Below are 22596 nucleotides of genomic sequence, written 5' to 3'. Positions count from 1 at the left end.
TCATGCCACGTCGCGCGCCTTGAGTGCTTCGGTCAATTTCTTGACATCCTGCGACTGGCCACGCGGCAGAATGAGAATGTTGCCGTTCGACACCACGACGATCAGATCCTTGACGCCCGACATCGCGACCGTGGGTCCGTCGCTGTGCACGATGCAGCCGGTGCTCCCCAATGCGACGACGTCGCCACGCAGGCTGTTGTTCGCGCCGTCCGTGGCGCTAATCGCATGCAACGAATCCCAGCTCCCGACGTCCGACCAACCCATGTACACCGGAACGCAGGCCACCTTGTCCGCCTTTTCCATCACGGCATAGTCGATCGAATCGGAAGGGCAGGCCCCAAACGCCGTAGCGCATGGATACAGGCGCAGGCCGTCGCGCCGAGCATTGTCGATGGCCTCCCGGCTCGCGGCCAGCATCGCTGGCTGATGGGTCTCCAGTGCGGCAAGATAGGCATCGGCCCGGAACAGGAATATGCCGGCGTTCCAGGCATGCCCGCCTTCGGCCAGCATCGCCGCAGCACGCGCGGCGTCGGGCTTTTCGATAAACCTGTCGACGCGGTGAACACCGGGTTCCAGGGCCTCGCCGGTTTTGATGTAGCCATAGCCCGTTTCCGGTGCATCAGGCGTAATGCCGAACGTGACCAGCCATCCTTGTTCCACCAATGGCAGCGCACGGGCGATGGCAGCGTGAAAGGCAGGCAGGTCGGCGATGACATGATCGCTGGGCATGACCAGCAGCGCATCCGACGGCGTCCGGGCCGCCAGCGCCGCGAGCGCGATGGCAGGTGCGGTATTGCGTCCTTCGGGTTCGAGCAGAATGCGGCTGTCGCGGACGCCGATATCGGCCAGTTGCGATTCGATCAGGTCCGCATGAGCCGCGTTGGCAACGATGATGGGAACACCGAAATCGAGCGTGCTGTCGGGACCAGGCATCGCACGACGGACAGTGAGTTGCAGCATCGTTTCGGCAGCGGTCAACGCCAGGAGTTGCTTGGGGCGTTCGGGCCGTGACATGGGCCAGAGCCGGGTGCCTGAACCGCCGGAGAGAATGACGGGAACCACCGAAAGCGTCATGGAAAACAAAGTCCTTATCGTCTTGATTGGGCGCGCCACTAGCATGGCGTACACCATCGCGGTAGCGCCGTTTATCGCTTTTGAAGGAATTGCAGCCATATTGCGCATCAATTCTGCCACGAGGGCTGCATGAAGATTCTCTGCGTATTCGGGACGCGGCCCGAAGCCATCAAACTGTTCCCCGTCATCCACGCGCTGCGCGCCGCACCCGGTATCGACGTGCGCGTATGCGTGACGGCGCAGCATCGCGGTCTGCTTGATCAGGTGCTGGAAATCGCCGGGATCGTGCCCGACATCGATCTTGACGTCATGACACCCAACCAGACGCTCGACGGGCTGACCGCGACACTTATCGTCCAACTGGGCAAGGCATTCGACGCGGAGCAGCCCGACCGGGTGCTCGTTCATGGCGACACACTGACGACCATGGTGGCAAGTCTTGCCGCTTATTACCGCAAGATTCCGGTCGCGCACGTCGAGGCGGGATTGCGCAGCGGCGACATCCATCACCCCTGGCCGGAAGAAGTGAACCGGCGCGTCGTCGCCTGCATCGCGGACATGAACTTCGCCCCGACGCAGGGTGCCGCCGACGCACTGCTGGCCGAGGGGCGCGATCCGGCCGGAATTCATGTGACGGGCAATACCGTAATCGACGCGCTTCTCGCGACGAAGGCGCGCATAGACGCCGAACCGGGCCTCGCCTGCGGTCTGGATGATCTGGCGACACGGTTCGCGGGGCGTCGCATCGTCGCGGTGACCAGCCACCGGCGCGAAAACTTCGGCGGCGGTATGGATGCGATCGCCGGTGCCGTGCGTGACATTGCTGCGCGCGCTGATGTCGCGGTGATCTTCCCTGTCCATCCCAATCCCAATGTCCGGCGCGTCATGGATGCCGCGCTGGCGGACCTTCCCCATGTCGCACTGATCGATCCGCTCGACTATCCACATTTCGTGCGGCTGCTCGACATCTGCTATCTGGTGCTGACTGACAGCGGCGGTGTGCAGGAGGAAGCGCCGTCGCTGGGCAAGCCGGTGCTGGTAATGCGCGAAACGACGGAACGGCCCGAAGGCATAGCCGCAGGCACGGCGAAACTGGTCGGCACCGACCGGGCGCGGATCGTGGCGGAGGTTTTCGCGCTGCTCAACGACGAGGCGGCTTATGCCGAAATGGCGCGCGCGCACAATCCGTTCGGCGATGGTCGCGCGAGCGGACGGATTGCGCGCATTATCGGCGGCGACATTTGAACAAGCGGGCAGGGGGATTGCGGATTCAGGCTTGAAACATCCGCCGGCGCCCCCGACTTGCGCCACTGAAGGAGAGCATCATGGTGGAAGCAAGATGGAACGGCGCTGTGATCGCCAGCAGCGACGATACGGTGATCGTCGAGGGCAATCATTATTTTCCGGCGGATGCCGTCGACCCCGCATTCCTGCGGCCCAGCGCCACGACCAGCTTCTGCCCTTGGAAAGGCACCGCCCAGTATCACAGCCTGCATGTCGACGGCGCGGAGAACCGCGATGCGGCCTGGTACTATCCTGACCCAAAGGAGAAGGCTGAGCATATCCGTGGCCGGATTGCGTTCTGGAAGGGTGTCGAAGTGGGGTGAGGCGGATTAGGCCCACTATCGTCATGCCAGCGAAGGCTGGCATCTTTGGCGGAGGCACGCAACGTTTCCAACGTCATCCTCCGTCCGCCTGAGACCCCAGCCTTCGCTGGAGTGACGGGTTAGGTTGGGTAGCGTACAGGCGGCTATCAGGCCATATAGCCCATTTAGCGGACATTGACGCACATTATAAGTGCGATACTTTCGCATGGTGAAAAGTAGCCATCCGACACTGTTATTATTGCTGCTTCTTGGCTGCTCAGAATTTCGCGAGCCGGAAGCACAAGACCCATCACCGGTATTCGGGCGCTACATGTCACCGTCTGCGCCTGCTTTTGTGCTTGGTCCACGAGGCTTACGGTTAAATGCGACTGAAGAGTCCGTTCCTTTTCGATATGAACTTGGAAAGGTGGGAATGATCGTGCGTGCGCCAATCTCGGCAAACGTAGAGGGCGGTCGCTATGTTTTCCGAAAATCAGACGATCGCTTCTACAGAGTTATATTTTCTTCAGGGCAACCAATCATACAGGTCGCCTTTGGCAAGAAAGGTTACCTTGTTGACTATGTTCGCTATCCAAGCACCACTTGCAAAACATAAACGTCTAGAAATGGTCGTTAGCAGTTGCTTTCGCTGCTGAATCTCAGAATGCTGGGATGGCCGAGCATCTCTGCCACGTCGGCATTTTTTTCCGGCCTCGGTTGAAGCCCCATCCGGTCACGCTCAATCGACGTCAGATAGTCAGCGACCTCCTGATCGGCTGCTTTGCGTTCTAACATATCGAGGACTGTACCAGCGTAGAGATCATACTCATCAATGGCTTCTTCAATGCCTCTTATCCCGATTGGGTCCCATGCCCAATGAAGGACAATTTCCACCATTCGCAGGCGCGCAGCGTGTCGCGTTACGTCGTCCATGAAGGGATAATAGTAAACAGATCGATGTCCGCTCGTAGGACCATTTTACGAGCCTCATCATTGCAACTTCTGGTCGCAACCGACAACCCCATATATCCCCGAAATCCCACCCCCTTGGTGCGGACGGCGGGACTTGAACCCGCACTCCATGGGAAACAGATTTTAAGTCTGTCGCGTCTACCGATTTCGCCACGTCCGCACTTTCCGGCGGGCCGCCACATGAGCGGCCCGCTGGTGCCTTAACGGCATTTCTTGCGAATGGAAATCGGTTGCGGCCAAGTCACCTGCCGCAATCCGCCCAAAGATTGACCGGAAGTGGCGGCATGAGCGGCCCCCCGACCGTCATGCCGCCGCCCGTGACGCGGATGCGCGCGCTATTTGGCGTTGAGCCGCTCGCGCATTTCCTTGCCGGGTTTGAAATAGGGTACGCGCTTTGCCGTAACCGGCACCGTTTCGCCGGTGCGGGGGTTGCGGCCCGTCCGTGCCTCCCGCGCGCGTGTCGTAAATGCACCGAACCCACGCAATTCGACACGCCCGCCGGACGCCAGCCTGTCGATGATTTCCTTGAAGAACAGATCAACGATCCGTTCGATTTCCATGAGCGTCAGATCCTGGTTTTCGTCGGCCAGCTTCTGAATCAATTCCGAGCGGATCATTGCCCCTCCCCCGATAAGCCGCACCCCACATGCAGCCATATTGATCCTTAGCTAAAAGCTGCGGCGCTGACAATCATCGTAATAGCCATGAGTCTCGTGGAAAATCAAAAGCCTGTGTCAGAACAGATCAGTCGCCGCCAAGCACCATTATGGCGCAGACGCAAAAACGGCGCGACAGTTGCCCGTCGCGCCGCCTTTCGCTTCACGGTCGTAGCGCCCTACAGGCGCGCCGATCGCAGGCCTCAAAAATCAGCCTTCGTTCTTCGCCTTGAGCGCCTCGCCCAGGATGTCGCCCAGCGATGCGCCGCTGTCCGACGAACCATATTGCGCGACCGCCTGCTTCTCTTCGGCGATCTGCATCGCCTTGACGGAGAAGTTGGGCTTCTTCGCGCGGTCGAAGCCGATGACCATCGCATCGAACTTCTGACCCGGCTGGAAGCGTTCGGGGCGCTGCTCATCGCGGTCGCGGCCAAGGTCGCTGCGCTTGATGAAGCCGGTTGCACCATCTTCGCCAGCCTGCACTTCGAGGCCGCCGTCACGCACTTCGAGAACCGTGACCGTCACGATCGCATTCTTGTTCAGGCCCGACGCGGCGGAAGCCGTACCGCTGCTGCCGACGGCAGGGGCGCCCTTTTCAAGCTGCTTCATGCCAAGGCTGATACGTTCCTTTTCGACGTCGATGTCGAGAACGATCGCCTGCACGGCCTCGCCCTTGCGATGCAGCGCCAGCGCGTCCTCGCCGGATATGCCCCAGGCGATGTCGGACATGTGGACCATGCCGTCGACGTCCCCGTCGAGGCCAATGAACAGACCGAACTCGGTCGCGTTCTTGACTTCGCCCTCAACCACGGAACCAACCGGATGCTTGTCCGCAAAGGCTTCCCAGGGGTTCGACTGCGCCTGCTTGAGGCCCAGGCTGATGCGGCGCTTTTCGCTGTCAACTTCGAGAACCAGAACTTCGACTTCCTGGCTGGTCGAAACGATCTTGCCGGGATGCACGTTCTTCTTGGTCCACGACATTTCGGAGACGTGGACGAGGCCTTCGATGCCTGCTTCCAGTTCCACGAACGCACCATATTCGGTGATGTTGGTGACACGACCGGAGAGCTTTGCGCCGACCGGATATTTCGCCATCGCACCTTCCCACGGATCGCTTTCAAGCTGCTTCATGCCAAGCGAAATGCGCTGCGTGTCGCGGTTGATGCGGATGATCTGCACGCGGACGGTATCGCCGATGTTGATCATTTCGTTGGGGTGGTTGATGCGCTTGTAGCTGAGGTCGGTGACGTGCAGCAGACCATCGATGCCGCCCAGATCGACGAACGCGCCGTAATCGGTGATGTTCTTCACCACGCCTTCGATGATCTGGCCTTCGGTCAGCGTCTGGATGAGGCCGGTGCGCTGTTCGGCGCGGGTTTCTTCCAATATGGCGCGACGCGACACGACGATGTTGCCGCGGCGGCGATCCATCTTCAGGATCTGGAAAGGCTGCGGAATGTCCATCAGCGGGGTAACGTCGCGCACGGGACGGATATCGACCTGGCTGCCCGGCAGGAAGGCTACGGCACCGTCGAGATCGACCGTGAAGCCACCCTTGACGCGGCCGAAGATAACGCCTTCGACACGGGCATTTTCGGAAAACTCGCTTTCCAGCTTGTCCCATGCCGCTTCGCGACGCGCGCGGTCGCGGCTGAGCATGGCGTCGCCATGCGCGTTTTCGACGCGATCGACATAGACTTCGACTTCATCGCCAACCTTGATGTCGGCCTTCTGGCCCGGCATCGCAAACTCGCGCAGCGGGACACGGCCTTCGCTCTTGAGGCCGACGTCAACGACGGCGAGGTCGTTTTCGATGGCGGTGACGGTGCCCTTTACGACGCGGCCTTCAAAGCCGCCGTCTTCGCCACCCAGGGAATCGTTGAGCATCGCAGCGAAATCATCGCGCGACGGAAATGCCGTAGAGGCCATATGAATAGTCCTTCGTTTGTCGTTGCTGGCCAACCGGTTGTCTCCGGTGGTCTTTGGCCAAACTGCCCCTGAAACCCCATGTTTCAAAGGCATCCTTCCTGCAAAAACGAAGGAAACGCACAGCCGAGACAAGCGAAAAGGGCACCGGGCTGTTGCCGGGCGCCGCGCGCGTCAGCCTTTACGGTGACGGTCCAGTTGAGCGTCCACCAGCGCAATCGCCTGTCGGACGGCCGCGTCTATAGTCAAATCGCTGGTATCTAGCAAGTCCGCGCCTTCCGCGACGCGAAGCGGGGCATGATCGCGGCTCATATCCCGCGTATCGCGGGCTTGTATATCGGCGATCAGGCTGTCCATATCGGGACGTGCCCCCTGTGCCTGCGCGTCCGAATAGCGCCGCTGCGCCCGCACGGCGACGCTGGCGGTCACGAACAGCTTGGCATCCGCATCGGGTGCAATCACGGTGGCGATGTCCCGCCCATCCAGTATGGCGCCCCCAGGCTGCGTCGCGAAATCCCGCTGGCGCGAAACCAGCGCGGCCCGGACGCTCGGATGCACCGAAACGCGGGAAGCAAGCGATCCGACCGCTTCGCTGCGCAGCGCCGGTTCGGCAAGGATCGCATCGTCGAAATCACAGGCCGCCAGGGCGTCGGCTTCGCGATCGGGATCGCCGCCGCGCTTGAGGACAGCCAGCCCGACAGCCCGGTAGAGCAGGCCGGTATCAAGGCATGGCAAGCCGTAATGCGCCGCCAGCGCCTTGGCGATAGTACCCTTGCCCGATGCGGCGGGTCCATCGACGGCTATGATCATGCCTTTGCCCCGCGCATGACTTTCACCAGCCCGAGCAAGGCAATTGCCGCCCACACGATTTCCAGCGCCATCGACGCCATGTTGAAATGGACGGTAAGCGACATGATCAAAAGGAGCGATCCGATCAGGTTGAGCAGATTGAATATAAGGAAGTTCATCTTCGCGACCATATTGGAATAGGCATAAGCGATGACCATCAGGCCGCTGCCGATCAGGCCGACGATATCGGCAGCGACGGGGGAGAGCAGGGGGGTCATTCCATGGCACCCATCGCCTTCAGCAGATCGACGAAGCCGGGAAAGCTCGTCGCCACCGGGCGCATGTCGTCTACGGTCACGCCGCCCCGCGAAACGAGGCCTGCTATGGCGAAGCTCATCGCGATGCGATGGTCGAGCAGGGTTGCGACCGGCCCGCCGCCGCTGAGCGGTTCACCGCCGGTGCCTTCGATGATGAGACCATCCTCGGTCTCCTCCACTTGTGCGCCGATCGCGCGCAGCCCGATGGCCATCGTCGTCAGGCGATCCGATTCCTTGACGCGCAGTTCCTCCAGTCCGCGAAACACGCTGCGTCCGTGCGCAAGGGCAGCGGCAACGAAGGCTATGGGATACTCGTCGATCATGCTCGGCGCACGCGCCGGGTCCGGGTCGATGCCGCTCAGCCGCGAGGCCGTTACGACCAGATCGCCGACCGGTTCGCCTCCGACATCGCGCGGGCGAATAATTGCGATGTCGCCGCCCATTTCACGCAGCAAATCGACCAGACCCGCACGTGTGGGGTTAAGACCGACGTTGCGGATCGTCACCTGCGATCCCGGCACCAACAGCGCGGCGACCATGGGGAAGGCAGCCGACGACGGATCGCCAGGCACGACGATATTTTGCGGTTGCAGCATGGCTTCGCCACGGATGGAAATGACGCGTGCCCCGTCATTGTCGATGTCGACCGTCAGATCGGCGCCGAAACCCCGCAACATGCGCTCGCTATGATCGCGGGTGGCGACCGGCTCGATCACGCGGGTGATGCCGGGCGTGTTGAGACCGGCAAGCAATAGTGCGGACTTCACCTGAGCCGAGGCGACGGGCAGGCGATATTCGATAGGCACGGCCGGGCAGATCCCGCGCAAGGTGAGCGGCAATCGTCCGCCCGGTGACGCGGTGAACGCGGCACCCATATTCGATAGCGGATCGATCACACGGCCCATGGGTCGCCGGCTGAGCGACGCATCGCCGACGAAGGTGGCAGTCAGCGCATGGCTGGCAATGAGGCCCATCAGGAGGCGGGTGGACGTGCCGCTGTTGCCCATGTCCAGCGCGACTTGCGGCTGGAGCAGGCATCCCACACCAACGCCGTGAACATGCCAAGTGCCATCGGCATCGCGCACGATGTCCGCCCCCATGGCGCGCATGGCGTCAGCGGTCGCCAGCACATCCTCGCCTTCCAGCAATCCTTCGACCCGGCTTTCCCCGATGGCGAGGGCGGAAAGCATCAGCGACCGATGCGAAATGCTCTTGTCGCCCGGCACCGTGATCGTGCCCGAAAGCGCAGGGGCGGCGGTGAATGTTGCAGGCGTAGGCGCGTCGTTGTGGGCAGGCATGGCAATCCGAACGTGACAAAAAGGACCAAAAAATGCGCCCCGGCTTTTGACAGCGCGACAATGCTATGGCAATGCCCCGTCGCTTCGCGCGCAGCCCCGCTGTCGCGCGCTCTTGTTATTTCTGTGATTCATATTGAAGGATGGACGGCGGCACATGGTGAAGCCTGAATGGGGCACGAAACGGACCTGCCCGAAATGCGCGACGCGCTTCTATGATCTGGGCAAGGAAAACCCGGTTGTCTGCATCAATTGCGGCAATCAATGGGATCCCGAGCCGGTGCTGAAATCCAAGCAGCCGCTGCCTTATGAGGAAGTGGTGCCCAAGAAGGTGGTCGAGACTGCAGACGGGGCGATCGAAGCGGTGGACGATGATCTCGACATCGATCTGGACGTCGACGAAGACGGTGATTCGCCCGACAATGATGTCGATCTGGGCGGCGACGATGATCTGGGCGTCGAAGCCGGCACCGATGATGGCGAGGACGACAATTAAGCACTTGCAAAGAGGGGCGCTGCTCGCCTAAAGGCAGCGCCTCGCGATGCGAGCGGTACTCTTTACCGCGCTAAACATCGCAAATAATGCGCCGGAACCCGCTCGGCGCATGATGATATGGGGCCTTAGCTCAGCTGGGAGAGCGCCTGCATGGCATGCAGGAGGTCAGCGGTTCGATCCCGCTAGGCTCCACCATCACAACATCGTTATTGGGATATCGTCCGCACGGCAAAGGCTGCTGCGGCCGAACGCGTTTCGACGCCAAGCTTCTCGAATATCTGCTCCAAATGCTTGTTCACGGTCCGCGGGCTGATCGACAAGATTTCGCTGATGACGCGATTGGGCTTGCCATAGCTGATCCACAGCAGAACTTCCGCCTCCCGCTGGGTCAGTGCGTGAACGCTCTGGAGGCGCGCGACGTCGGCTTCGGGGTTTATGTCGTTGAGCCGCACCAAGGTTTCAGCATCACGATAGCGCGTCACCACAACCAGTTCGAGCGTGGAGCCGGTTTGCGGCATATCGATGCGTACCGCATGACCGGGCCTGTCGCCATCGGCAAGAAGCCTCTGGACGGGCGTATGCAGCAACACAGGTAATGCGTCCGCGTCGCGTGTCCATTCGGGTGCCATGGTACGCAGCAGGCTTTCGGCTTGCGGAGTAAGCCATAGCAGGCGACCGTCCGCATCGACCGACATCAGATGTCGCCCGGTGGCATCCAGCGCCGCCTGGCTCCCCTGGGTGATTCGCGCATTGGCGAGATGGACGCGCACACGGGCCAGCAATTCTTCCACAATGATCGGCTTGCGCACATAGTCCACGCCCCCTGCATCCAGCGCATGAACAACATGCTCGCTGTCGGTCAGACCGGTCATGAAGATGACGGGAATATGCGCCCAGTGGCTGTGCCGCTTGATGCGACGTGTCGTCTCGAAACCGCCTATGCCGGGCATGACCGCGTCCATCAAAATGAGGTCCGGCATGATATGATCTAGCAGATCGATCGCCGCCTCGCCCGTGGTAGCGATCAGCACGGTCATCCCCGCGCTGTCGAGCATGTCTGTCAGAAAGCGCAATGATTCGGGTGTGTCGTCCACCACCAAGATCGTTTCACGAACGGGGTCGCGGGGGGCAGGGGGCGTCATTGGCTGGTCCTTATTGCCGCTGCGAGCCCGTTCAAATCGAACCGATCGAGGCAGGCAAGCAAATGCGATGCAAGCCGATGCGCTTCGGGCACAGCGGCTTCGAGCGCGCGGATTTCGCCCTCTATGCCACGGACATGGCCGATCCGTACATGGTGGGCGATGCGGGCGAGATAGGGCATCGCGGCGGGCGGCAGGTCAGGCAGGGTGGCGCTATAGGCGTCCACAGCCGTTTCCGGCGGGCTTTGCGCATCGCCGATCCAGCGCAGGTCCAGTTGCATCGCCACCGTGTCCAGCAAGGCCGTCAACTCGACTGGCTTCATCAGAAACATGTCGTGCGCGGCGGCGCCATCACCGCCGCGTTTGAACTCGTGGGCGTCGGCCGACACCATGACGATCCGCAACGCCCGATCGTGGCGCTGGCGCAGGATGCGGGCGACCTCCCACCCCGATTTGCCAGGCATGCTGATATCGAGCAGCACAAGATCGGGCATCGTCGTTGCGGCAAGCGCAAGCCCGCTGTCGCCATCCAGGGCCGAATCCACTGCAAAGCCCAGCGGTGTGAGCAGACTGGTCAGCACGGCGATCTGCGCAGGATCATCATCGATCAGCAGTATCGATCGAGTTGGCCCTTCATAACCGGTGATGGCATCGACGGCGGCGGTGTCGCCCACTGTGCCGGCGACTTCGCCAAGCATGAGACGAATGGTGAATGTCGTCCCTATGCCGGGCGTGCTCTCGACCGTAATCTCACCCCCCATGATGCGAACCAGGGCGTGTGTGATCGACAGGCCCAGACCGATGCCCTGCTGGCTGTTCGCATGGGGATTATTGCCCCGCTCGAACGGTTCGAAAATACGGTCCATATCCTCCCGCGCGATGCCGACGCCGCTGTCGGCAATCGTTATGGTCGCCATCTGGCTGCGATAGCTGACGGTAAACCGGACGTCGCCGGCATGGGTGAACTTGATGGCGTTGGAGAGTACGTTGATAAGGATCTGGCGCAGGCGTTTCTGGTCGGTACGGACGAACTCCGGGAGGGTGTCCGGTCGTTCGTAAGTGAAGGTAATGCCTTTGCTCTGCGCCTGCGGCCGGAACATGTTGGCGATCTGATCGAGAAACGAGCGCAATCGCACGGTATCGTTGCTGATTCGCAAGATGCCGCTTTCAACCTGCGATATGTCGAGCAAGCCCTCGACGAGGTTGGTGAGGTGCTCGGCGCTGCGCCGGATGACCTTTGAAGCTTCGATCGGGGCGACGTCGTTCCCGCGCTCCATCAATTGCGCGTAGCCGTAGATGGAATTGAGCGGCGAACGAATTTCGTGGCTGACGCTGACCAGATAGCGACTCTTGGCGGCGTTCGCGGCCTCGGCCACGTCCTTGGCCGTTTGCAGCGCTGCGCCCGTCACATCATGTGCAGCCACCTCTTCCACCAGCTTCTGCACATGATGCTCGCTTTCGCGCATCGCTGCACGGCGGCTCTGGTGCGCAAGCACGATCACCCATGCAATGACGCCACCGAACAAGGAAAAGACGACGAAGACGCCAACCAGAATGTCGGCGATCCGTGTTGCGATCTCCGGCGATTGCCGCGCGAACTGCCAGTAGATGCCGCCGATGACGATGGCATTAGCGGCTAGGATCACGCCGAATACGACTATGAAATGGCCAACCGGCGTGTGGACATGCCGTGCTATCGGTCGCGGCAGCGCGTTCTCCATCCATTGTGCGATCTGTTGCGTCGCGCGGCTCTTGTCCTTGCATCGATCATGGCAGCGCGCCTCCAGCGTGCAACACAGGGAGCAGATCAGCGCCGCATACATAGGGCAGTGCGCCATATCGACGCGCTGAAAGCGATTCTCGCAGATCACGCAGACCAGAGCGGGCTCCCCCTCCGGCAGTTGCGATGTCCGGGCAATATAATGGCGCCCGCGCGTTACCAAGGCGATGGCCGGGGCGCCGATAAAGGCCACGGCAAGGCCGATAGCGGGCGAGAAGGCCTGTGCTACCGGACCAAAAAGGCCGAAATAGGCAACGGCCGACGCCGCCAACGAAATGCCCATGGCACCCACCCCGACCGGATTGATGTCATAAAGATGGGCACGCTTGAACTCTATGCCTGCGGGCGATAGCCGCAATGGCTTGGAAATCATGAGATCCGCCGCCAGCGCACCTATCCAGCCAGCCGCCGCAGTGGCATAAAGCATCAAAATTGCCCCGATGGCATCGAATATGCCGATTTCCATGAGCAGCAGCGCCAGCAACACGTTGAACAGCAGCCACACGACACGACCCGGATGGCTGTGCGTCAGCCTGGCGAAGAAATTGGACCAGGCGATCGACCCGGCATAGGCGTTTGTGACATTGATCTTGAGCTGGCAGACAATGACGAAAACGCCGGTCAATATCAGAGCCACGCTCGGGCTGCCCGACATCTCGGCAAATATGGCCCGGAACATGTCGGTCGGACTGGCCGCCTGATCGATGGTAGCGGCACTGTTCAGCAGATAATGGGCGAGATAGGAGCCGAGCAGAAGCTTGATACCGGCGATCACTGTCCAGCCCGGACCGCTGACCACAACCGCGGTCCACCACCGGCCCCTGCCCACATGCGAGGCAGCGGGCAGAAACCGCAAATAGTCCGCCTGTTCGCCGATCTGCGGCAGCAGCGACAGCAATGTAGAGAAGGCAAAGCCGAAGTAGAGCAGAGTCACGCTGCCATCCGAAGCGCCAAATTGCCCAGTAAACTGCCGCCATTGTGCCAGCGCGGGTTCGCCCAACCAGAGAATATAGACGATGGGCGCAGCCTGCAGCACGATCCAGATAGCTTGCGTCAGCCCTTGAAACCGCGTGATCGCGCGCATGCCGTAGAGGGCTATGGGAATGACCATCAGGGCGCTGACGAGATAGGTGATGCTCATCGGCAAACCTGTCATCGCCCCCAGCGCGACCGCCATGATCATCGCCTCGACCGAAAAGAGAAGGAATGTAAACGATGCGTAGATCAGCGAGGTGATCGTCGATCCCAGATAACCAAAGCCCGCCCCGCGGGTCAGAAGATCGATATCGAGGCCATGTTTCGCGGCATGATAGGCGATCGGCAGACCAATGACGAACATGACGACGACCGCCGCCGCGATGGCAGCAACGCTGTTTGCAAAGCCATAAGCCAATGTGATCGACGCGCCGATCGCCTCGCAGGCGAGAAAGGCCATCGCGCCGATGGCGGTATTAGCGACTTGCGCGGCCGACCAGCGCCGGGCGCTATCGGCGGTATAGCGCAGCGCATAGTCTTCCAGCGTCTCGCTCGCGACCCATTTATTGTAGAGCCGCTTTTCGCGCAGGACATAATCAGGTGTCGTCATCGGGTCCCGGCTGGTCCGATGCCCCGATCAGCGGGCAAGCCGCCGGTGGCAATGATGAAAGCCACGATGCCATCCAACCCGACCGCTTCCTTCATGTTGGTGAAGAGAAATGGACGCTCTCCCCGCATTTTGCGCGCGTCGCGATCCATGACATCCAAACTCGCGCCCACTATGGGCGCAAGGTCGATCTTGTTGATGATCAGCAGGTCGGAGCGGGTTATGCCGGGACCACCCTTGCGGGGTATCTTGTCGCCCGCCGAAACATCAATGACATAGATGGTGATGTCGGCAAGTTCAGGGCTGAATGTCGCGGCGAGATTGTCGCCGCCGCTTTCTATGAAGATCAGTTCAAGGCCGGGGAAGCGCGTCACCATCTGATCGACAGCGGCCAGATTGATGCTCGCATCCTCGCGGATCGCCGTGTGCGGGCAGCCGCCTGTCTCTACACCCATGATCCGGTCAGGCGAGAGCGCACCGGACCGGGTGAGAAACTCCGCATCCTCGCGGGTATAGATGTCGTTGGTGATAGCCGCGACATTATAATGGTCGCGCATCGCCTTGCACAGGCGATCGGTCAGCGCCGTCTTGCCGGAGCCGACGGGGCCACCGATACCGACACGCAGGGGACCGTGGGACGCATGGGCTGTCATGAGCGAAAGAGCCTTGTGTAGAGTGTTTCATGATGGATCGACGCCAGTTCCAGCAACGGTGCAGCCGTTCCGACGTCATCGAGCGAAGTGGTCATGGCGCAACTGGCGATATCCTCCATCAATGTCGAGAGTGCCGCAGTTGCGCGTTGCCCGTCCGTCTGGCCAAGCGGGACCAGGCGAACGCCAGCCGACACCAGATTGGCCGCCGTGGCATGGAGCCAGCCATGAAGCCCCGCCGCCAGCGGTACGTCATGCACCGCACTTGCCAGCGCCATCGCGGCAACATGCGCGATCGGCCGGTCGTTCCAGCGGTGCGCAAACGCGTCAAGTGCGGGATGGGGCCAGGCGGCGCGTGTCACCATAAGGAAGGATTTGCCTTGCTGGCGGCTTTCCAAGGCAGTTTCACTGCTGCCGCGAAAGGCTGCCGCCAGTTCGGCAACGGCATCGAAGGCGTCGGGGTCGCCCGCCGCGCGATAGGCATGAACGAACAGCACGGCGTCAATCCACCCGCCGCCACGCGCCAGTACCGCCGCGATATAGGCGACCAGAGCGTCGGCCGTTTTGACCTGGCCGCTGTCGACGACGGTTTCCAGACCATGGCTATAGGTGAACCCGCCCACTGGGTAGGATGGTGATGTCCAGGCGAGCAGTTTGTGCAGTGCTGCATCAGTGGGCATGGCTGTGATGACCATGGCCATGGTCATGTGGATGGTCGTGGCCATGGTCATCGTCATCGCCATGGCTGTGCGTATGGTCATGACCGCCACCGGCATAGGCACCCTGTTCCGGCGTGAAGGGGGCGAGCACCGTCTCCACCACGGCGCCAAGACCTGTCAGCATTGCACGGATGACATGATCCTCGCGCAGCAGAATGCGATCAGCGTGGATTTCGGCAGGCAGGTGCCGGTTGCCGATATGCCAAGCAAGACGCAACAGTGCGCCTGGGGTGTCCGCCCGCACCTGCATCAGCGGTTCGTCTGCGGCTTGAACGGCAATGATGCGGCCGTCCGACAGGCGCAGGCCGTCTCCATTCTGAAGAACTGCGGCGCGGGGGAGATCGAGCAGGAAGGGCGTGCCATTCGCACCGTGATAATGAAACCGCCGCCGGTGCCGCGCATCGAAATCCAGCGTCACGCTGTCGCAGGCGTTGGCATGGTTCCATTCGCCATGAGGGATGATGTCACGGGCGGTCAGCATTTCTGTGTTCTACCTTACCCAAAACGTCACTCTGCACCTGGCTCGGGGCCAATTCGCTTCCTGGAAACATCGACCCGAGAGCGGGATGCATGCTGATACACATTCAGCATGACGACGGAAAAAAGAAGGGCAACCCATCAAAACAAAAAATACCGCTGTGCGAAGGGCAACACCGACGCCGGTTCGCATGTCAACAATTCGCCATCCGCGCGCACCTCGTATGTCTCCGGGTCCACTTCGATATGCGGCATCGCATCGTTCAGGATCATCGAAGCCTTGCTGATGCTACCGCGCGTATTCTGTACCGCCATCAAAGGTCGTTCCAGGCCCAGAGTCTCGTCGATACGCTCTTCCACGCCCGCCGTGGACACAAAATGCACCGATGACAGCACGCCCGCACGGCCCATCGCGCCGAACATCGGACGATAATGTACCGGCTGCGGCGTGGGGATGCTTGCGTTGGGATCACCCATGGGTGCGGTCGCGATACTGCCGCCCTTGATCACCATATCGGGCTTCACCGCGAAGAACGCCGGCGACCAGAGTACGAGATCGGCGAGCTTGCCGACGGCGATAGAACCGACGATGTGACTGATTCCGTGGGCGATGGCCGGGTTGATCGTGTATTTGGCGATGTAGCGTTTCGCTCGGAAATTGTCGGCATCAGCATCGTCTGTCTCGAGTGCGCCGCGCTGTTGCTTCATCTTGTCAGCCGTCTGCCAGCACCGGATGATCGTTTCCCCCACGCGCCCCATCGCCTGGCTGTCCGATGACATCATCGAAAACGCGCCAAGATCGTGAAGAATGTCCTCCGCCGCGATCGTTTCCTTGCGAATACGGCTTTCGGCGAAAGCGACGTCTTCGGCAATGCGCGGATCGAGGTGATGGCACACCATGAGCATGTCGAGATGCTCTTCCAGCGTGTTGACTGTGTAGGGCCGCGTCGGATTGGTGGAGGAGGGGAGAACGTTCGGCAGGCCAGCAACCTTTATGATGTCCGGCGCATGGCCGCCCCCTGCACCCTCCGTGTGGAAGGCATGGATCGTGCGCCCCTTGAACGCCGCGATCGTGCTTTCGACGAAACCGCTTTCGTTCAGCGTGTCGGTGTGCAGCGTCACCTGAATATCCATGTCGTCGGCGACCGACAGGCAGCAGTCGATGGCGGCGGGTGTCGTTCCCCAGTCCTCATGCAGTTTGAGGCCGCAGGCGCCCGCGCGGACCATTTCCACCAACGCATCGGGGCGGCTGGCATTGCCCTTGCCGAACAGGCCGAAGTTCATCGGCAGGCTTTCGAGGCTTTGGAGCATCCGCCCGATATGCCATGGTCCCGGTGTGCATGTGGTGGCCAGCGTGCCATGCGCCGGGCCGGTGCCGCCGCCCATCATCGTCGTGATCCCGGCGTTCAGCGCCTCCTCGACCTGCTGAGGGCAAATAAAATGGATATGCGCATCTATGCCGCCTGCAGTAACGATGCGTCCCTCTCCGGCAATGATCTCCGTACCCGGCCCGATCACGATGTCGACGCCCGGCTGGATATCCGGGTTGCCTGCCTTGCCGATCGCGGCGATCCGCCCGTCGCGCAGGGCGATATCCGCCTTTATGATCCCCCAGTGGTCGAGGATGACGGCATTGGTGATGACGGTATCGGGCGCACCCTGGGCGCGGCTCAGTTGGCTCTGCCCCATTCCGTCGCGGATGACCTTGCCGCCGCCGAACTTGACTTCTTCGCCATAGACCGTGCGGTCTTCCTCGACGCGAATAAGGAGCGAAGAATCCCCCAAACGGATGCGATCACCCACCGTCGGCCCGAACATCCCTGCATAGGACCGGCGGGACATCGTGAAAGCCATCAGAGTGCCCCCATGATCTCGCCGCGGAAACCGACGACCACACGCGATCCGTCGTAGGGGATCAGCGGCACGTCACGGCTCTGCCCAGGCTCGAAACGGATGGCGGTGCCCGGCGCGATATCCAGCCGACATCCGCGGGCACGCTCGCGGTCGAAATGCAGCGCAGGGTTCGTTTCCGCAAAATGATAATGGCTGCCGACCTGGACAGGCCTGTCACCGCTGTTGGCGACGGTAAGCGTGAACGCCGCGCGCCCGGCGTTCATTGCGATATCGCCTTCAGCGGGCAGGATTTCTCCGGGGATCACCGAATTGGCCTGTGTACGGTGACAAGCTTGGTCCCGTCGGGAAAAGTCGCTTCGACCTGAATGTCGTGGATCATTTCGGCAATGCCTTCCATCACCTGGTCACGGGTCAGCACATGGCCGCCGCTTGCCATCAGGTCGGCAACACTGCGGCCGTCCCGCGCCCCTTCCACAACATGATCGGTGATGAGCGCGATGGCTTCGGGATGGTTGAGCTTGACCCCGCGCTCCAGCCGTCGACGTGCCACGAGCGCAGCCATTGCCACGAGCAGCTTGTCCTTTTCACGGGCGGTCAGTTGCATGCGGACAACATTAGCATAAAATCAGCAATACCAAAGCGCAGGCATGTTGGGCGATGTGCCCAGCGCCGCCGCGCGCAGGACGGATGCGGCGCGCACCACATCGCGGCGCAGTTGCTGCGGATCGTCCCGCAGCATCCGCAGGATCAGCAGCCCGTCGAAGCAGGTCGCCCCGCCAAATGGCGGCTGGGCCAGATCACGTGCAATATGCAGATAATCCGCCGCATCAGGCGCAGTATACAACAATGTAGCGAGCGCACGCGCACCGCCGAAGCCATAGGGCTCTGCCGCAATACGATCGAAACGGCCATCGACATGCAGCGTGTCCGCCCACTCCAAGCGATCGCCGCGGCGAATGCGCCAACTATCGTGCACAAGCCCCTGACGGAACGTCTCGCCCATCGCTCCCCGGCCAAGCACTACCGTTTCAACGGCGAACAACCGGGCGTCGAGTGCGAGATCGGCATGTAATGTCCGGCGCATGCGCGTACGGTCGAACAAGATCGCTTCCTGCGACAGCCATTGGCAGGATGCGCCTCTGCCAACAGTGATGGATGTGTTGACTTTGATGTCGGGATCGTCGGGCAACACACGATATAGCTTGTCGGCCGCCTGGGTCGTCACAATACCACATGCGTGATCGTCCACAATGATGTCGAGCGCAACGCGATCGCCACCTGTCAGACCGCCGCTCGTCGTGATCGATACGGCCGTCAGGCCGTCGCCGTCGGCACCATCGGGAAAGAGCAGGCGGCAAGGTGCGCGTTGGTAAAGATCGCTGATGCCGTTCGCACCGAACGCGATCCGCGCATGGCCATCGACGCGCTGATGCCGCGATCGGGCGTCGGGAACGGTGTCGGCTATGGCAGTGATGGCGTCGTTCATCGCGCGTCATCCAGTGATCGATCCCGCTCCATGACCCGGTTGTGCTGATGCGGTCGCAGGTTCGACATAGGGCATATGACGTATGGGCGAAAAAGCCAATGGGCGGCGACGCCCCCTGCGCCGCCGCCCAGTTTCCTCGACCCGTTTCGAACGGCCAGATAGCCTTTTGCGGGGAGGGGGCATGCTATCGATGAATTACCGTCAGGTGCGTGGACGACGCCCCGATCCGCCCCGTCCGTAATTGGGTTCCACCTTTTCCGTCTTCTTGTCCTTTTCGCCCTTCTGCCCCGCACCCGGCTGCATATGCTCGGTCGTGAGTTCCGACAGGTAGCCGACCTGCTTGATCCCCTTCTTCCGCATCGCGACGCCCGTCAAACAGGCATGCATGATGAAATTGGCGTTGAGTGCACTGCGATAGGTGGGGTCGAGAACCGGCGCCAGTTCGACGATTTCGAAGCCGACCAGTTCGTTTTCGGCGCAGAGACGTCGCACGATCGGGATCGCTTCCCGCATCGTGAGCCCGCCGGGAACCGGGGTGCCGGTTCCCGGAATGAACGCCGGATCGAGCACATCGACGTCAAAAGAGATGAATATCTTCTTGCCGCTCTCCCGCGCCTCCTTGAGCGCGCGCTCCATCGTCGCTTCCCAGCCGTTCTTCTCAATTTCCGGCATGGCGTGATAGCGGACTCCGTTGGTCCGCATCCATTCGAACCCTTCCTTTTCGGGCCACGGGCCGCGCAACCCGACCTGGATGTAGTTCTTGCCCTGGACATGGCCTTCCTTCACCGCCCGATAGACCGGTGCACCATGGGTGATGAAATGAACCCCGCCCTTGCCGGCGTCATAGTGTGAATCGAAGTGGACGACCCCGAAGCTGCCCTTGCCATGCACGTCGGCAAGCCCGGCGACATCGCTGTATTCAAGGCTGTGATCGCCGCCAACGATGAAGGGAATGGCGCCGGTTCGTGCGATTTCCGCGACCCGCTCGCGGACATGATGAACGGTGCGCTCGGTGCTCATGTTATCGACGGCGATATCGCCGTAATCGACGATGTTCAGTTCCTTCGAGGGATCGACCATCGTGTACATGTCGATCCCGCCAGCGCCATATTGCGTGCGCATCGCGGATGGTCCGCCCTTGGCTCCGCGATAGCCCGAACCCATGTCGAGCGGCGCGCCGACGATCGCCACGTCAACCTTGCCTGCGATCAGATCCTCCGGGAAGATTGCGACGGGAGCCCCCGCAAATGTCGCTATGCCGCCGCCATAGACGCCGCCGCCGCGCCCATTGGCGTAATAGCTCAATTCAAACGGCCCCGGCTCGCGCTTTGGGTCGAGCCCATCGGGACGGCGCACCTTCCAGCCGTTGAAGTTTTCATTGTCGGTATCGAGGGGAATCGCCGCCATGTCGGTCTTCGCGTTGAACTTCGAAGCTTCGACCGCCGCCATGGCGCCATCGATATAGGCTTCGATTTCCTGCGGCGTTTTGGTCAACAGTCGGGCAAAGAGCTTTTCGTAGGAACCGGCAAAGCCTTCCGCCGGATCGGACGTCAGGAAGGCGCGCTTTTCCTTGGGCAGATCCTTGATTTTCGCTTCAAGTGCGGGCGGAATCGTCGGCTTGTCAGCCTGAGCAATCACCGCCGCGGAGGACAGAACCGTCGCAGCAAGGAGTGCTCCCAAGCAGGCACCACGAATATTCATCTTATCCCCCCGGATCGCTCATATCATCCCGACTGCTACAACCCGGCCCGTGGCCAGCAATGGGGCAATTGACGTAGCATGCCGCCCAATGGTGCCGAACGCCAGCGAAAAGCCCGGAAGGCAATGTGCTTTCCGAGCTTTTGCCAGCTTCAACAACCGGCAATCCCCTAATTGGTCTTGCGCGTCTTAGGGTTTGCCTTGGGCGCCTGCCATTCGGAGCTGAGTGGACTGAGATAATGGTCCTGCGTGATCCCCTTGCGACGGATCGACATGCCCGCAAGGCAGGCATGCATGATGTAGGCACTGTTCTGCGCCGACTTGTAAGTCGGGTCCATCGTGGGATCGAGTTCGACGAGTTCGAACCCGGCGAGGTCGGTTTCCGCGCAGATGCGGCGAATGAGCGGCACCACTTCGCGCATTGTCAGACCATCGGGGACGGGCGTGCCGGTGCCGACCATATAGGCGGGGTCGAGCACGTCGATGTCGAACGATACGAAAACCCGTTTGCCGTTTTCCTTTGCTTCCTTGAGCACGCGGCTGACGACCACATCCCAGCCTGATTTCTCCACCTCGACCATCGTGTGATAGCGGAAGCCCTGCTCCCGCATCCATTCGAACGTTTCAACGTCCGGACTTTGCGCCCGCAGGCCGACCTGAATGTAGTCTCGCCCGGCGACATGCCCTTCATGGATCAGGCGATAAACCGGCTGTCCATGGTCGATCAAATGAGCGCGGTCTTTCCCCGCGTCGTAATGAGAGTCGAAATGGATGACGCTGACCTTACCCTTGCCCAACACGTCGGTAACACCGGCGATATCGGAATAGGCGAGGCTGTGATCGCCGCCGACGATGAAGGGAATGGCGCCGGTCTTGCTGATGGAGGCGACCATTTGCCGCGCATGTTCCATAGACCGCTCCGTACTCATCTGATCGACGGCGAAGTCGCCATAGTCGACCATGTTGAGAACGGCCCGTGGCGATGTCATCGTGTACATGTCGTTGCCCGCGCCCATGCGGACAGTGCGCATCGCGGTCGGCCCGAGATGTGCGCCGCGTGTGCCGGAACCCATGTTGAGCGGAATGCCCACGAACGCCACATCTACCTTGCCTGCGACCAGATCCTCCGGCGTCAGCGCGACAGGCAGGCTGAAGAAGGTCGGGATGCCGCTGCGCCCTTCCATGTAGCGGCTGAGCGAAAACGGCCCGGCTTCACGTTTGGGATCGAGGATGGAGGGGCGCAGTACGCGCCAGCTGTTGAAGCTCTTCGATTCCGTATTCAGCGGGATCGACGCCATGTCGGTTTTCGGGTTGAACTTGAACGAGGCGACGACTTCCATCATCGCTGAAACATAGGCCTTGATTTCCTCCGGCGTCTTTGCCGCCAGACGACGCTCCAACTCCCCTTCGATTGGCGCAAACCGTCGCACATCCTTCGACCGCAGGAATGCCAGTTGCGCCGGGTCCAGTTGATTCAGCTTTGCTTCGACTTCCGGCGAAAAGCGGGTGGCCTCGCCTTGTGCCAGCGTCAAACCGGTCACGCCCGCGACGGCGAGCAGAAAGGGTAGCACCAATGTCGATCTGGCCATGACTGTCCCCCTTGCATCGGCTCACGGAACGTAAATACAGACCTGCGCGCCGCATGCTTACGTTATCATCCCGCCCGCAACGGGCTAGCATTGCACGCTACGTGTCTGCCCTACGTCAAACGCCCCATGCACGGCGAAACATCGCACCGATAGCACGAACCTGGGACATGGCGGGTTTCCAGCTTGGCGCGGACACGCCCGCCTCCCGGAGACGCAGGCCGATGTTGACCGCTTCCAATTTCCTTCTCTGGATCATCGTCATTCTGATGGCGGTTGCCATTGTGGCTCTGTCACGACGCTTGGCGGCGCTGGAAGATAACGCTGCTTGGCAGTCGGTTGCCGATCATGACCGGACAGCGATGAAGCTAGACGACAGCGACATGATATTGGCACAGGATAGTGACCGCAAAGTGGTTTCCATAGTGGCTGCACAGCGATAGCATCGTGCATGCTGGACGGCTGTGAATCGGACGTGCATATTCCATGCGGGTATCGGGGGACGTAGCGACCA

General features: G+C 61.2%; 23 protein-coding genes and 2 tRNA genes. 6 read left to right on the top strand and 19 right to left on the bottom strand.

All coding sequences use genetic code 11. The annotated features are described in order from the left end of the window. Nucleotides 1-1074, bottom strand: a complete 1074-nt coding sequence (locus ENE74_RS09710) for a mannose-1-phosphate guanylyltransferase/mannose-6-phosphate isomerase (RefSeq protein WP_127690750.1) — start codon at nt 1072-1074, stop codon at nt 1-3. A gap of 129 nt (nt 1075-1203) precedes the next feature. On the opposite strand from ENE74_RS09710, the gene wecB reads away from it, so the two are divergent. The 3 genes from wecB (at nt 1204) to ENE74_RS18230 (ending at nt 3276) form a co-directional block, all read left to right on the top strand. After that, on the top strand, nt 1204-2319 hold the full coding sequence (gene wecB, locus ENE74_RS09705; protein WP_127690749.1) for a non-hydrolyzing UDP-N-acetylglucosamine 2-epimerase: 1116 nt from the start codon (nt 1204-1206) through the stop codon (nt 2317-2319). An 80-nt stretch (nt 2320-2399) separates the two neighbouring features. Continuing rightward, nucleotides 2400-2681 (top strand): DUF427 domain-containing protein, encoded by a 282-nt coding sequence (locus ENE74_RS09700; RefSeq protein WP_127690748.1) that lies wholly within the window; start codon nt 2400-2402, stop codon nt 2679-2681. 205 nt (nt 2682-2886) lie between these two features. Continuing rightward, on the top strand, nt 2887-3276 hold the full coding sequence (locus tag ENE74_RS18230) for a hypothetical protein (RefSeq protein WP_164847442.1): 390 nt from the start codon (nt 2887-2889) through the stop codon (nt 3274-3276). Between the two features lie 17 nt (nt 3277-3293). Here ENE74_RS18230 and ENE74_RS09695 read toward each other — a convergent pair whose 3' ends face one another. The 7 genes from ENE74_RS09695 to aroA form a co-directional block, all read right to left on the bottom strand. After that, the gene (locus tag ENE74_RS09695) at nt 3294-3593 is read right to left on the bottom strand and encodes a hypothetical protein (protein WP_127690747.1); all 300 of its coding nucleotides are present in this window, start codon (nt 3591-3593) and stop codon (nt 3294-3296) included. Between the two features lie 115 nt (nt 3594-3708). After that, a tRNA-Leu gene (locus ENE74_RS09690) sits at nt 3709-3792 on the bottom strand. Between the two features lie 175 nt (nt 3793-3967). Further along, a complete protein-coding gene (locus tag ENE74_RS09685; RefSeq protein ID WP_127690746.1) occupies nt 3968-4249 on the bottom strand; it encodes an integration host factor subunit beta in 282 nt (93 codons plus the stop codon). Nucleotides 4250-4498: 249 nt separating this feature from the next. Next, nucleotides 4499-6217 carry a 30S ribosomal protein S1 gene (gene rpsA / locus ENE74_RS09680; protein ID WP_127690745.1) on the bottom strand — a complete coding sequence of 573 codons (1719 nt, stop codon included), beginning with the start codon at nt 6215-6217 and terminating at the stop codon, nt 4499-4501. A 171-nt stretch (nt 6218-6388) separates the two neighbouring features. After that, nucleotides 6389-7024 carry a (d)CMP kinase gene (gene cmk / locus ENE74_RS09675; RefSeq protein WP_127690744.1) on the bottom strand — a complete coding sequence of 212 codons (636 nt, stop codon included), beginning with the start codon at nt 7022-7024 and terminating at the stop codon, nt 6389-6391. Continuing rightward, nucleotides 7021-7281: a CBU_0592 family membrane protein gene (locus ENE74_RS09670; protein ID WP_127690743.1), complete on the bottom strand. Its 261-nt coding sequence runs from the start codon at nt 7279-7281 to the stop codon at nt 7021-7023. The genes cmk and ENE74_RS09670 overlap by 4 nt, the downstream gene beginning before the upstream one ends. Beyond that, entirely contained in the window at nt 7278-8618 is a 1341-nt protein-coding gene (gene aroA / locus ENE74_RS09665; RefSeq protein ID WP_127690742.1) for a 3-phosphoshikimate 1-carboxyvinyltransferase, read from the bottom strand. Before aroA ends, ENE74_RS09670 begins: the two co-directional genes overlap by 4 nt. A 154-nt stretch (nt 8619-8772) precedes the next feature. Here aroA and ENE74_RS09660 point away from each other — a divergent pair, with 154 nt between their 5' ends. Next, a complete protein-coding gene (locus ENE74_RS09660) occupies nt 8773-9111 on the top strand; it encodes a TIGR02300 family protein (protein ID WP_127690741.1) in 339 nt (112 codons plus the stop codon). A 119-nt stretch (nt 9112-9230) separates the two neighbouring features. Next, nucleotides 9231-9306, top strand: a tRNA-Ala gene (locus ENE74_RS09655). Nucleotides 9307-9317: 11 nt separating this feature from the next. Here ENE74_RS09655 and ENE74_RS09650 read toward each other — a convergent pair. The 11 genes from ENE74_RS09650 to ENE74_RS09600 all read right to left on the bottom strand — a co-directional run bounded on the left by ENE74_RS09650 (nt 9318) and on the right by ENE74_RS09600 (nt 22085). After that, nucleotides 9318-10253: a response regulator transcription factor gene (locus ENE74_RS09650; protein WP_127690740.1), complete on the bottom strand. Its 936-nt coding sequence runs from the start codon at nt 10251-10253 to the stop codon at nt 9318-9320. After that, entirely contained in the window at nt 10250-13615 is a 3366-nt protein-coding gene (locus ENE74_RS09645) for a hybrid sensor histidine kinase/response regulator (RefSeq protein ID WP_127690739.1), read from the bottom strand. Before ENE74_RS09645 ends, ENE74_RS09650 begins: the two co-directional genes overlap by 4 nt. Then, complete coding sequence (ureG, locus tag ENE74_RS09640) at nt 13612-14265, bottom strand: urease accessory protein UreG (RefSeq protein WP_127690738.1); 654 nt, start codon at nt 14263-14265, stop codon at nt 13612-13614. The genes ENE74_RS09645 and ureG overlap by 4 nt, the downstream gene beginning before the upstream one ends. After that, on the bottom strand, nt 14262-15023 hold the full coding sequence (locus ENE74_RS09635; protein ID WP_241241931.1) for an urease accessory protein UreF: 762 nt from the start codon (nt 15021-15023) through the stop codon (nt 14262-14264). The genes ureG and ENE74_RS09635 overlap by 4 nt, the downstream gene beginning before the upstream one ends. Then, the gene (gene ureE, locus ENE74_RS09630; protein WP_127690737.1) at nt 14932-15462 is read right to left on the bottom strand and encodes an urease accessory protein UreE; all 531 of its coding nucleotides are present in this window, start codon (nt 15460-15462) and stop codon (nt 14932-14934) included. Before ureE ends, ENE74_RS09635 begins: the two co-directional genes overlap by 92 nt. A 137-nt stretch (nt 15463-15599) precedes the next feature. Beyond that, nucleotides 15600-17312: an urease subunit alpha gene (gene ureC / locus ENE74_RS09625; RefSeq protein ID WP_127690736.1), complete on the bottom strand. Its 1713-nt coding sequence runs from the start codon at nt 17310-17312 to the stop codon at nt 15600-15602. Beyond that, a complete protein-coding gene (locus ENE74_RS09620; protein WP_127690735.1) occupies nt 17312-17617 on the bottom strand; it encodes an urease subunit beta in 306 nt (101 codons plus the stop codon). Before ENE74_RS09620 ends, ureC begins: the two co-directional genes overlap by 1 nt. Beyond that, nucleotides 17614-17916 (bottom strand): urease subunit gamma, encoded by a 303-nt coding sequence (locus ENE74_RS09615; protein ID WP_127690734.1) that lies wholly within the window; start codon nt 17914-17916, stop codon nt 17614-17616. Before ENE74_RS09615 ends, ENE74_RS09620 begins: the two co-directional genes overlap by 4 nt. 21 nt (nt 17917-17937) lie before the next feature. Beyond that, nucleotides 17938-18798 carry an urease accessory protein UreD gene (locus ENE74_RS09610; RefSeq protein ID WP_127690733.1) on the bottom strand — a complete coding sequence of 287 codons (861 nt, stop codon included), beginning with the start codon at nt 18796-18798 and terminating at the stop codon, nt 17938-17940. 201 nt (nt 18799-18999) lie between these two features. Then, nucleotides 19000-20499 (bottom strand): agmatinase family protein, encoded by a 1500-nt coding sequence (locus tag ENE74_RS09605; protein WP_127690732.1) that lies wholly within the window; start codon nt 20497-20499, stop codon nt 19000-19002. A gap of 167 nt (nt 20500-20666) precedes the next feature. Then, on the bottom strand, nt 20667-22085 hold the full coding sequence (locus ENE74_RS09600; protein ID WP_127690731.1) for an agmatinase family protein: 1419 nt from the start codon (nt 22083-22085) through the stop codon (nt 20667-20669). Between the two features lie 221 nt (nt 22086-22306). On the opposite strand from ENE74_RS09600, the gene ENE74_RS09595 reads away from it, so the two are divergent. Beyond that, nucleotides 22307-22525, top strand: coding sequence for a hypothetical protein (locus tag ENE74_RS09595; protein ID WP_127690730.1), 219 nt, complete (start codon nt 22307-22309; stop codon nt 22523-22525). Nucleotides 22526-22596 lie beyond the last annotated feature (71 nt).

Source organism: Sphingobium algorifonticola (genome assembly GCF_004005485.1).
Lineage (GTDB): Bacteria > Pseudomonadota > Alphaproteobacteria > Sphingomonadales > Sphingomonadaceae > Sphingobium > Sphingobium algorifonticola.
This window is presented reverse-complemented; position numbering and strand designations above follow the sequence as displayed.

Excerpts from the sequence above, each read along its gene's own strand:
- ENE74_RS09600 (WP_127690731.1), bottom strand. The coding sequence starts at position 22,085 with ATGGCCAGATCGACATTGGTGCTACCCTTTCTGCTCGCCGTCGCGGGC.
- aroA (WP_127690742.1), bottom strand. The coding sequence starts at position 8,618 with ATGCCTGCCCACAACGACGCGCCTACGCCTGCAACATTCACCGCCGCC.
- ENE74_RS09660 (WP_127690741.1), top strand. The coding sequence starts at position 8,773 with ATGGTGAAGCCTGAATGGGGCACGAAACGGACCTGCCCGAAATGCGCG.
- ENE74_RS09605 (WP_127690732.1), bottom strand. The coding sequence starts at position 20,499 with ATGAATATTCGTGGTGCCTGCTTGGGAGCACTCCTTGCTGCGACGGTT.
- cmk (WP_127690744.1), bottom strand. The coding sequence starts at position 7,024 with ATGATCATAGCCGTCGATGGACCCGCCGCATCGGGCAAGGGTACTATC.
- ENE74_RS09645 (WP_127690739.1), bottom strand. The coding sequence starts at position 13,615 with ATGACGACACCTGATTATGTCCTGCGCGAAAAGCGGCTCTACAATAAA.
- wecB (WP_127690749.1), top strand. The coding sequence starts at position 1,204 with ATGAAGATTCTCTGCGTATTCGGGACGCGGCCCGAAGCCATCAAACTG.
- ENE74_RS09685 (WP_127690746.1), bottom strand. The coding sequence starts at position 4,249 with ATGATCCGCTCGGAATTGATTCAGAAGCTGGCCGACGAAAACCAGGAT.
- ureE (WP_127690737.1), bottom strand. The coding sequence starts at position 15,462 with ATGCTGACCGCCCGTGACATCATCCCTCATGGCGAATGGAACCATGCC.
- ENE74_RS09670 (WP_127690743.1), bottom strand. The coding sequence starts at position 7,281 with ATGACCCCCCTGCTCTCCCCCGTCGCTGCCGATATCGTCGGCCTGATC.
- ENE74_RS09595 (WP_127690730.1), top strand. The coding sequence starts at position 22,307 with ATGTTGACCGCTTCCAATTTCCTTCTCTGGATCATCGTCATTCTGATG.
- ENE74_RS09710 (WP_127690750.1), bottom strand. The coding sequence starts at position 1,074 with ATGACGCTTTCGGTGGTTCCCGTCATTCTCTCCGGCGGTTCAGGCACC.
- ENE74_RS09635 (WP_241241931.1), bottom strand. The coding sequence starts at position 15,023 with ATGACCATACGCACAGCCATGGCGATGACGATGACCATGGCCACGACC.
- ENE74_RS09615 (WP_127690734.1), bottom strand. The coding sequence starts at position 17,916 with ATGCAACTGACCGCCCGTGAAAAGGACAAGCTGCTCGTGGCAATGGCT.
- ENE74_RS09695 (WP_127690747.1), bottom strand. The coding sequence starts at position 3,593 with ATGGACGACGTAACGCGACACGCTGCGCGCCTGCGAATGGTGGAAATT.
- ENE74_RS09650 (WP_127690740.1), bottom strand. The coding sequence starts at position 10,253 with ATGACGCCCCCTGCCCCCCGCGACCCCGTTCGTGAAACGATCTTGGTG.
- rpsA (WP_127690745.1), bottom strand. The coding sequence starts at position 6,217 with ATGGCCTCTACGGCATTTCCGTCGCGCGATGATTTCGCTGCGATGCTC.
- ENE74_RS09700 (WP_127690748.1), top strand. The coding sequence starts at position 2,400 with ATGGTGGAAGCAAGATGGAACGGCGCTGTGATCGCCAGCAGCGACGAT.
- ureG (WP_127690738.1), bottom strand. The coding sequence starts at position 14,265 with ATGACAGCCCATGCGTCCCACGGTCCCCTGCGTGTCGGTATCGGTGGC.
- ureC (WP_127690736.1), bottom strand. The coding sequence starts at position 17,312 with ATGGCTTTCACGATGTCCCGCCGGTCCTATGCAGGGATGTTCGGGCCG.
- ENE74_RS18230 (WP_164847442.1), top strand. The coding sequence starts at position 2,887 with ATGGTGAAAAGTAGCCATCCGACACTGTTATTATTGCTGCTTCTTGGC.
- ENE74_RS09610 (WP_127690733.1), bottom strand. The coding sequence starts at position 18,798 with ATGAACGACGCCATCACTGCCATAGCCGACACCGTTCCCGACGCCCGA.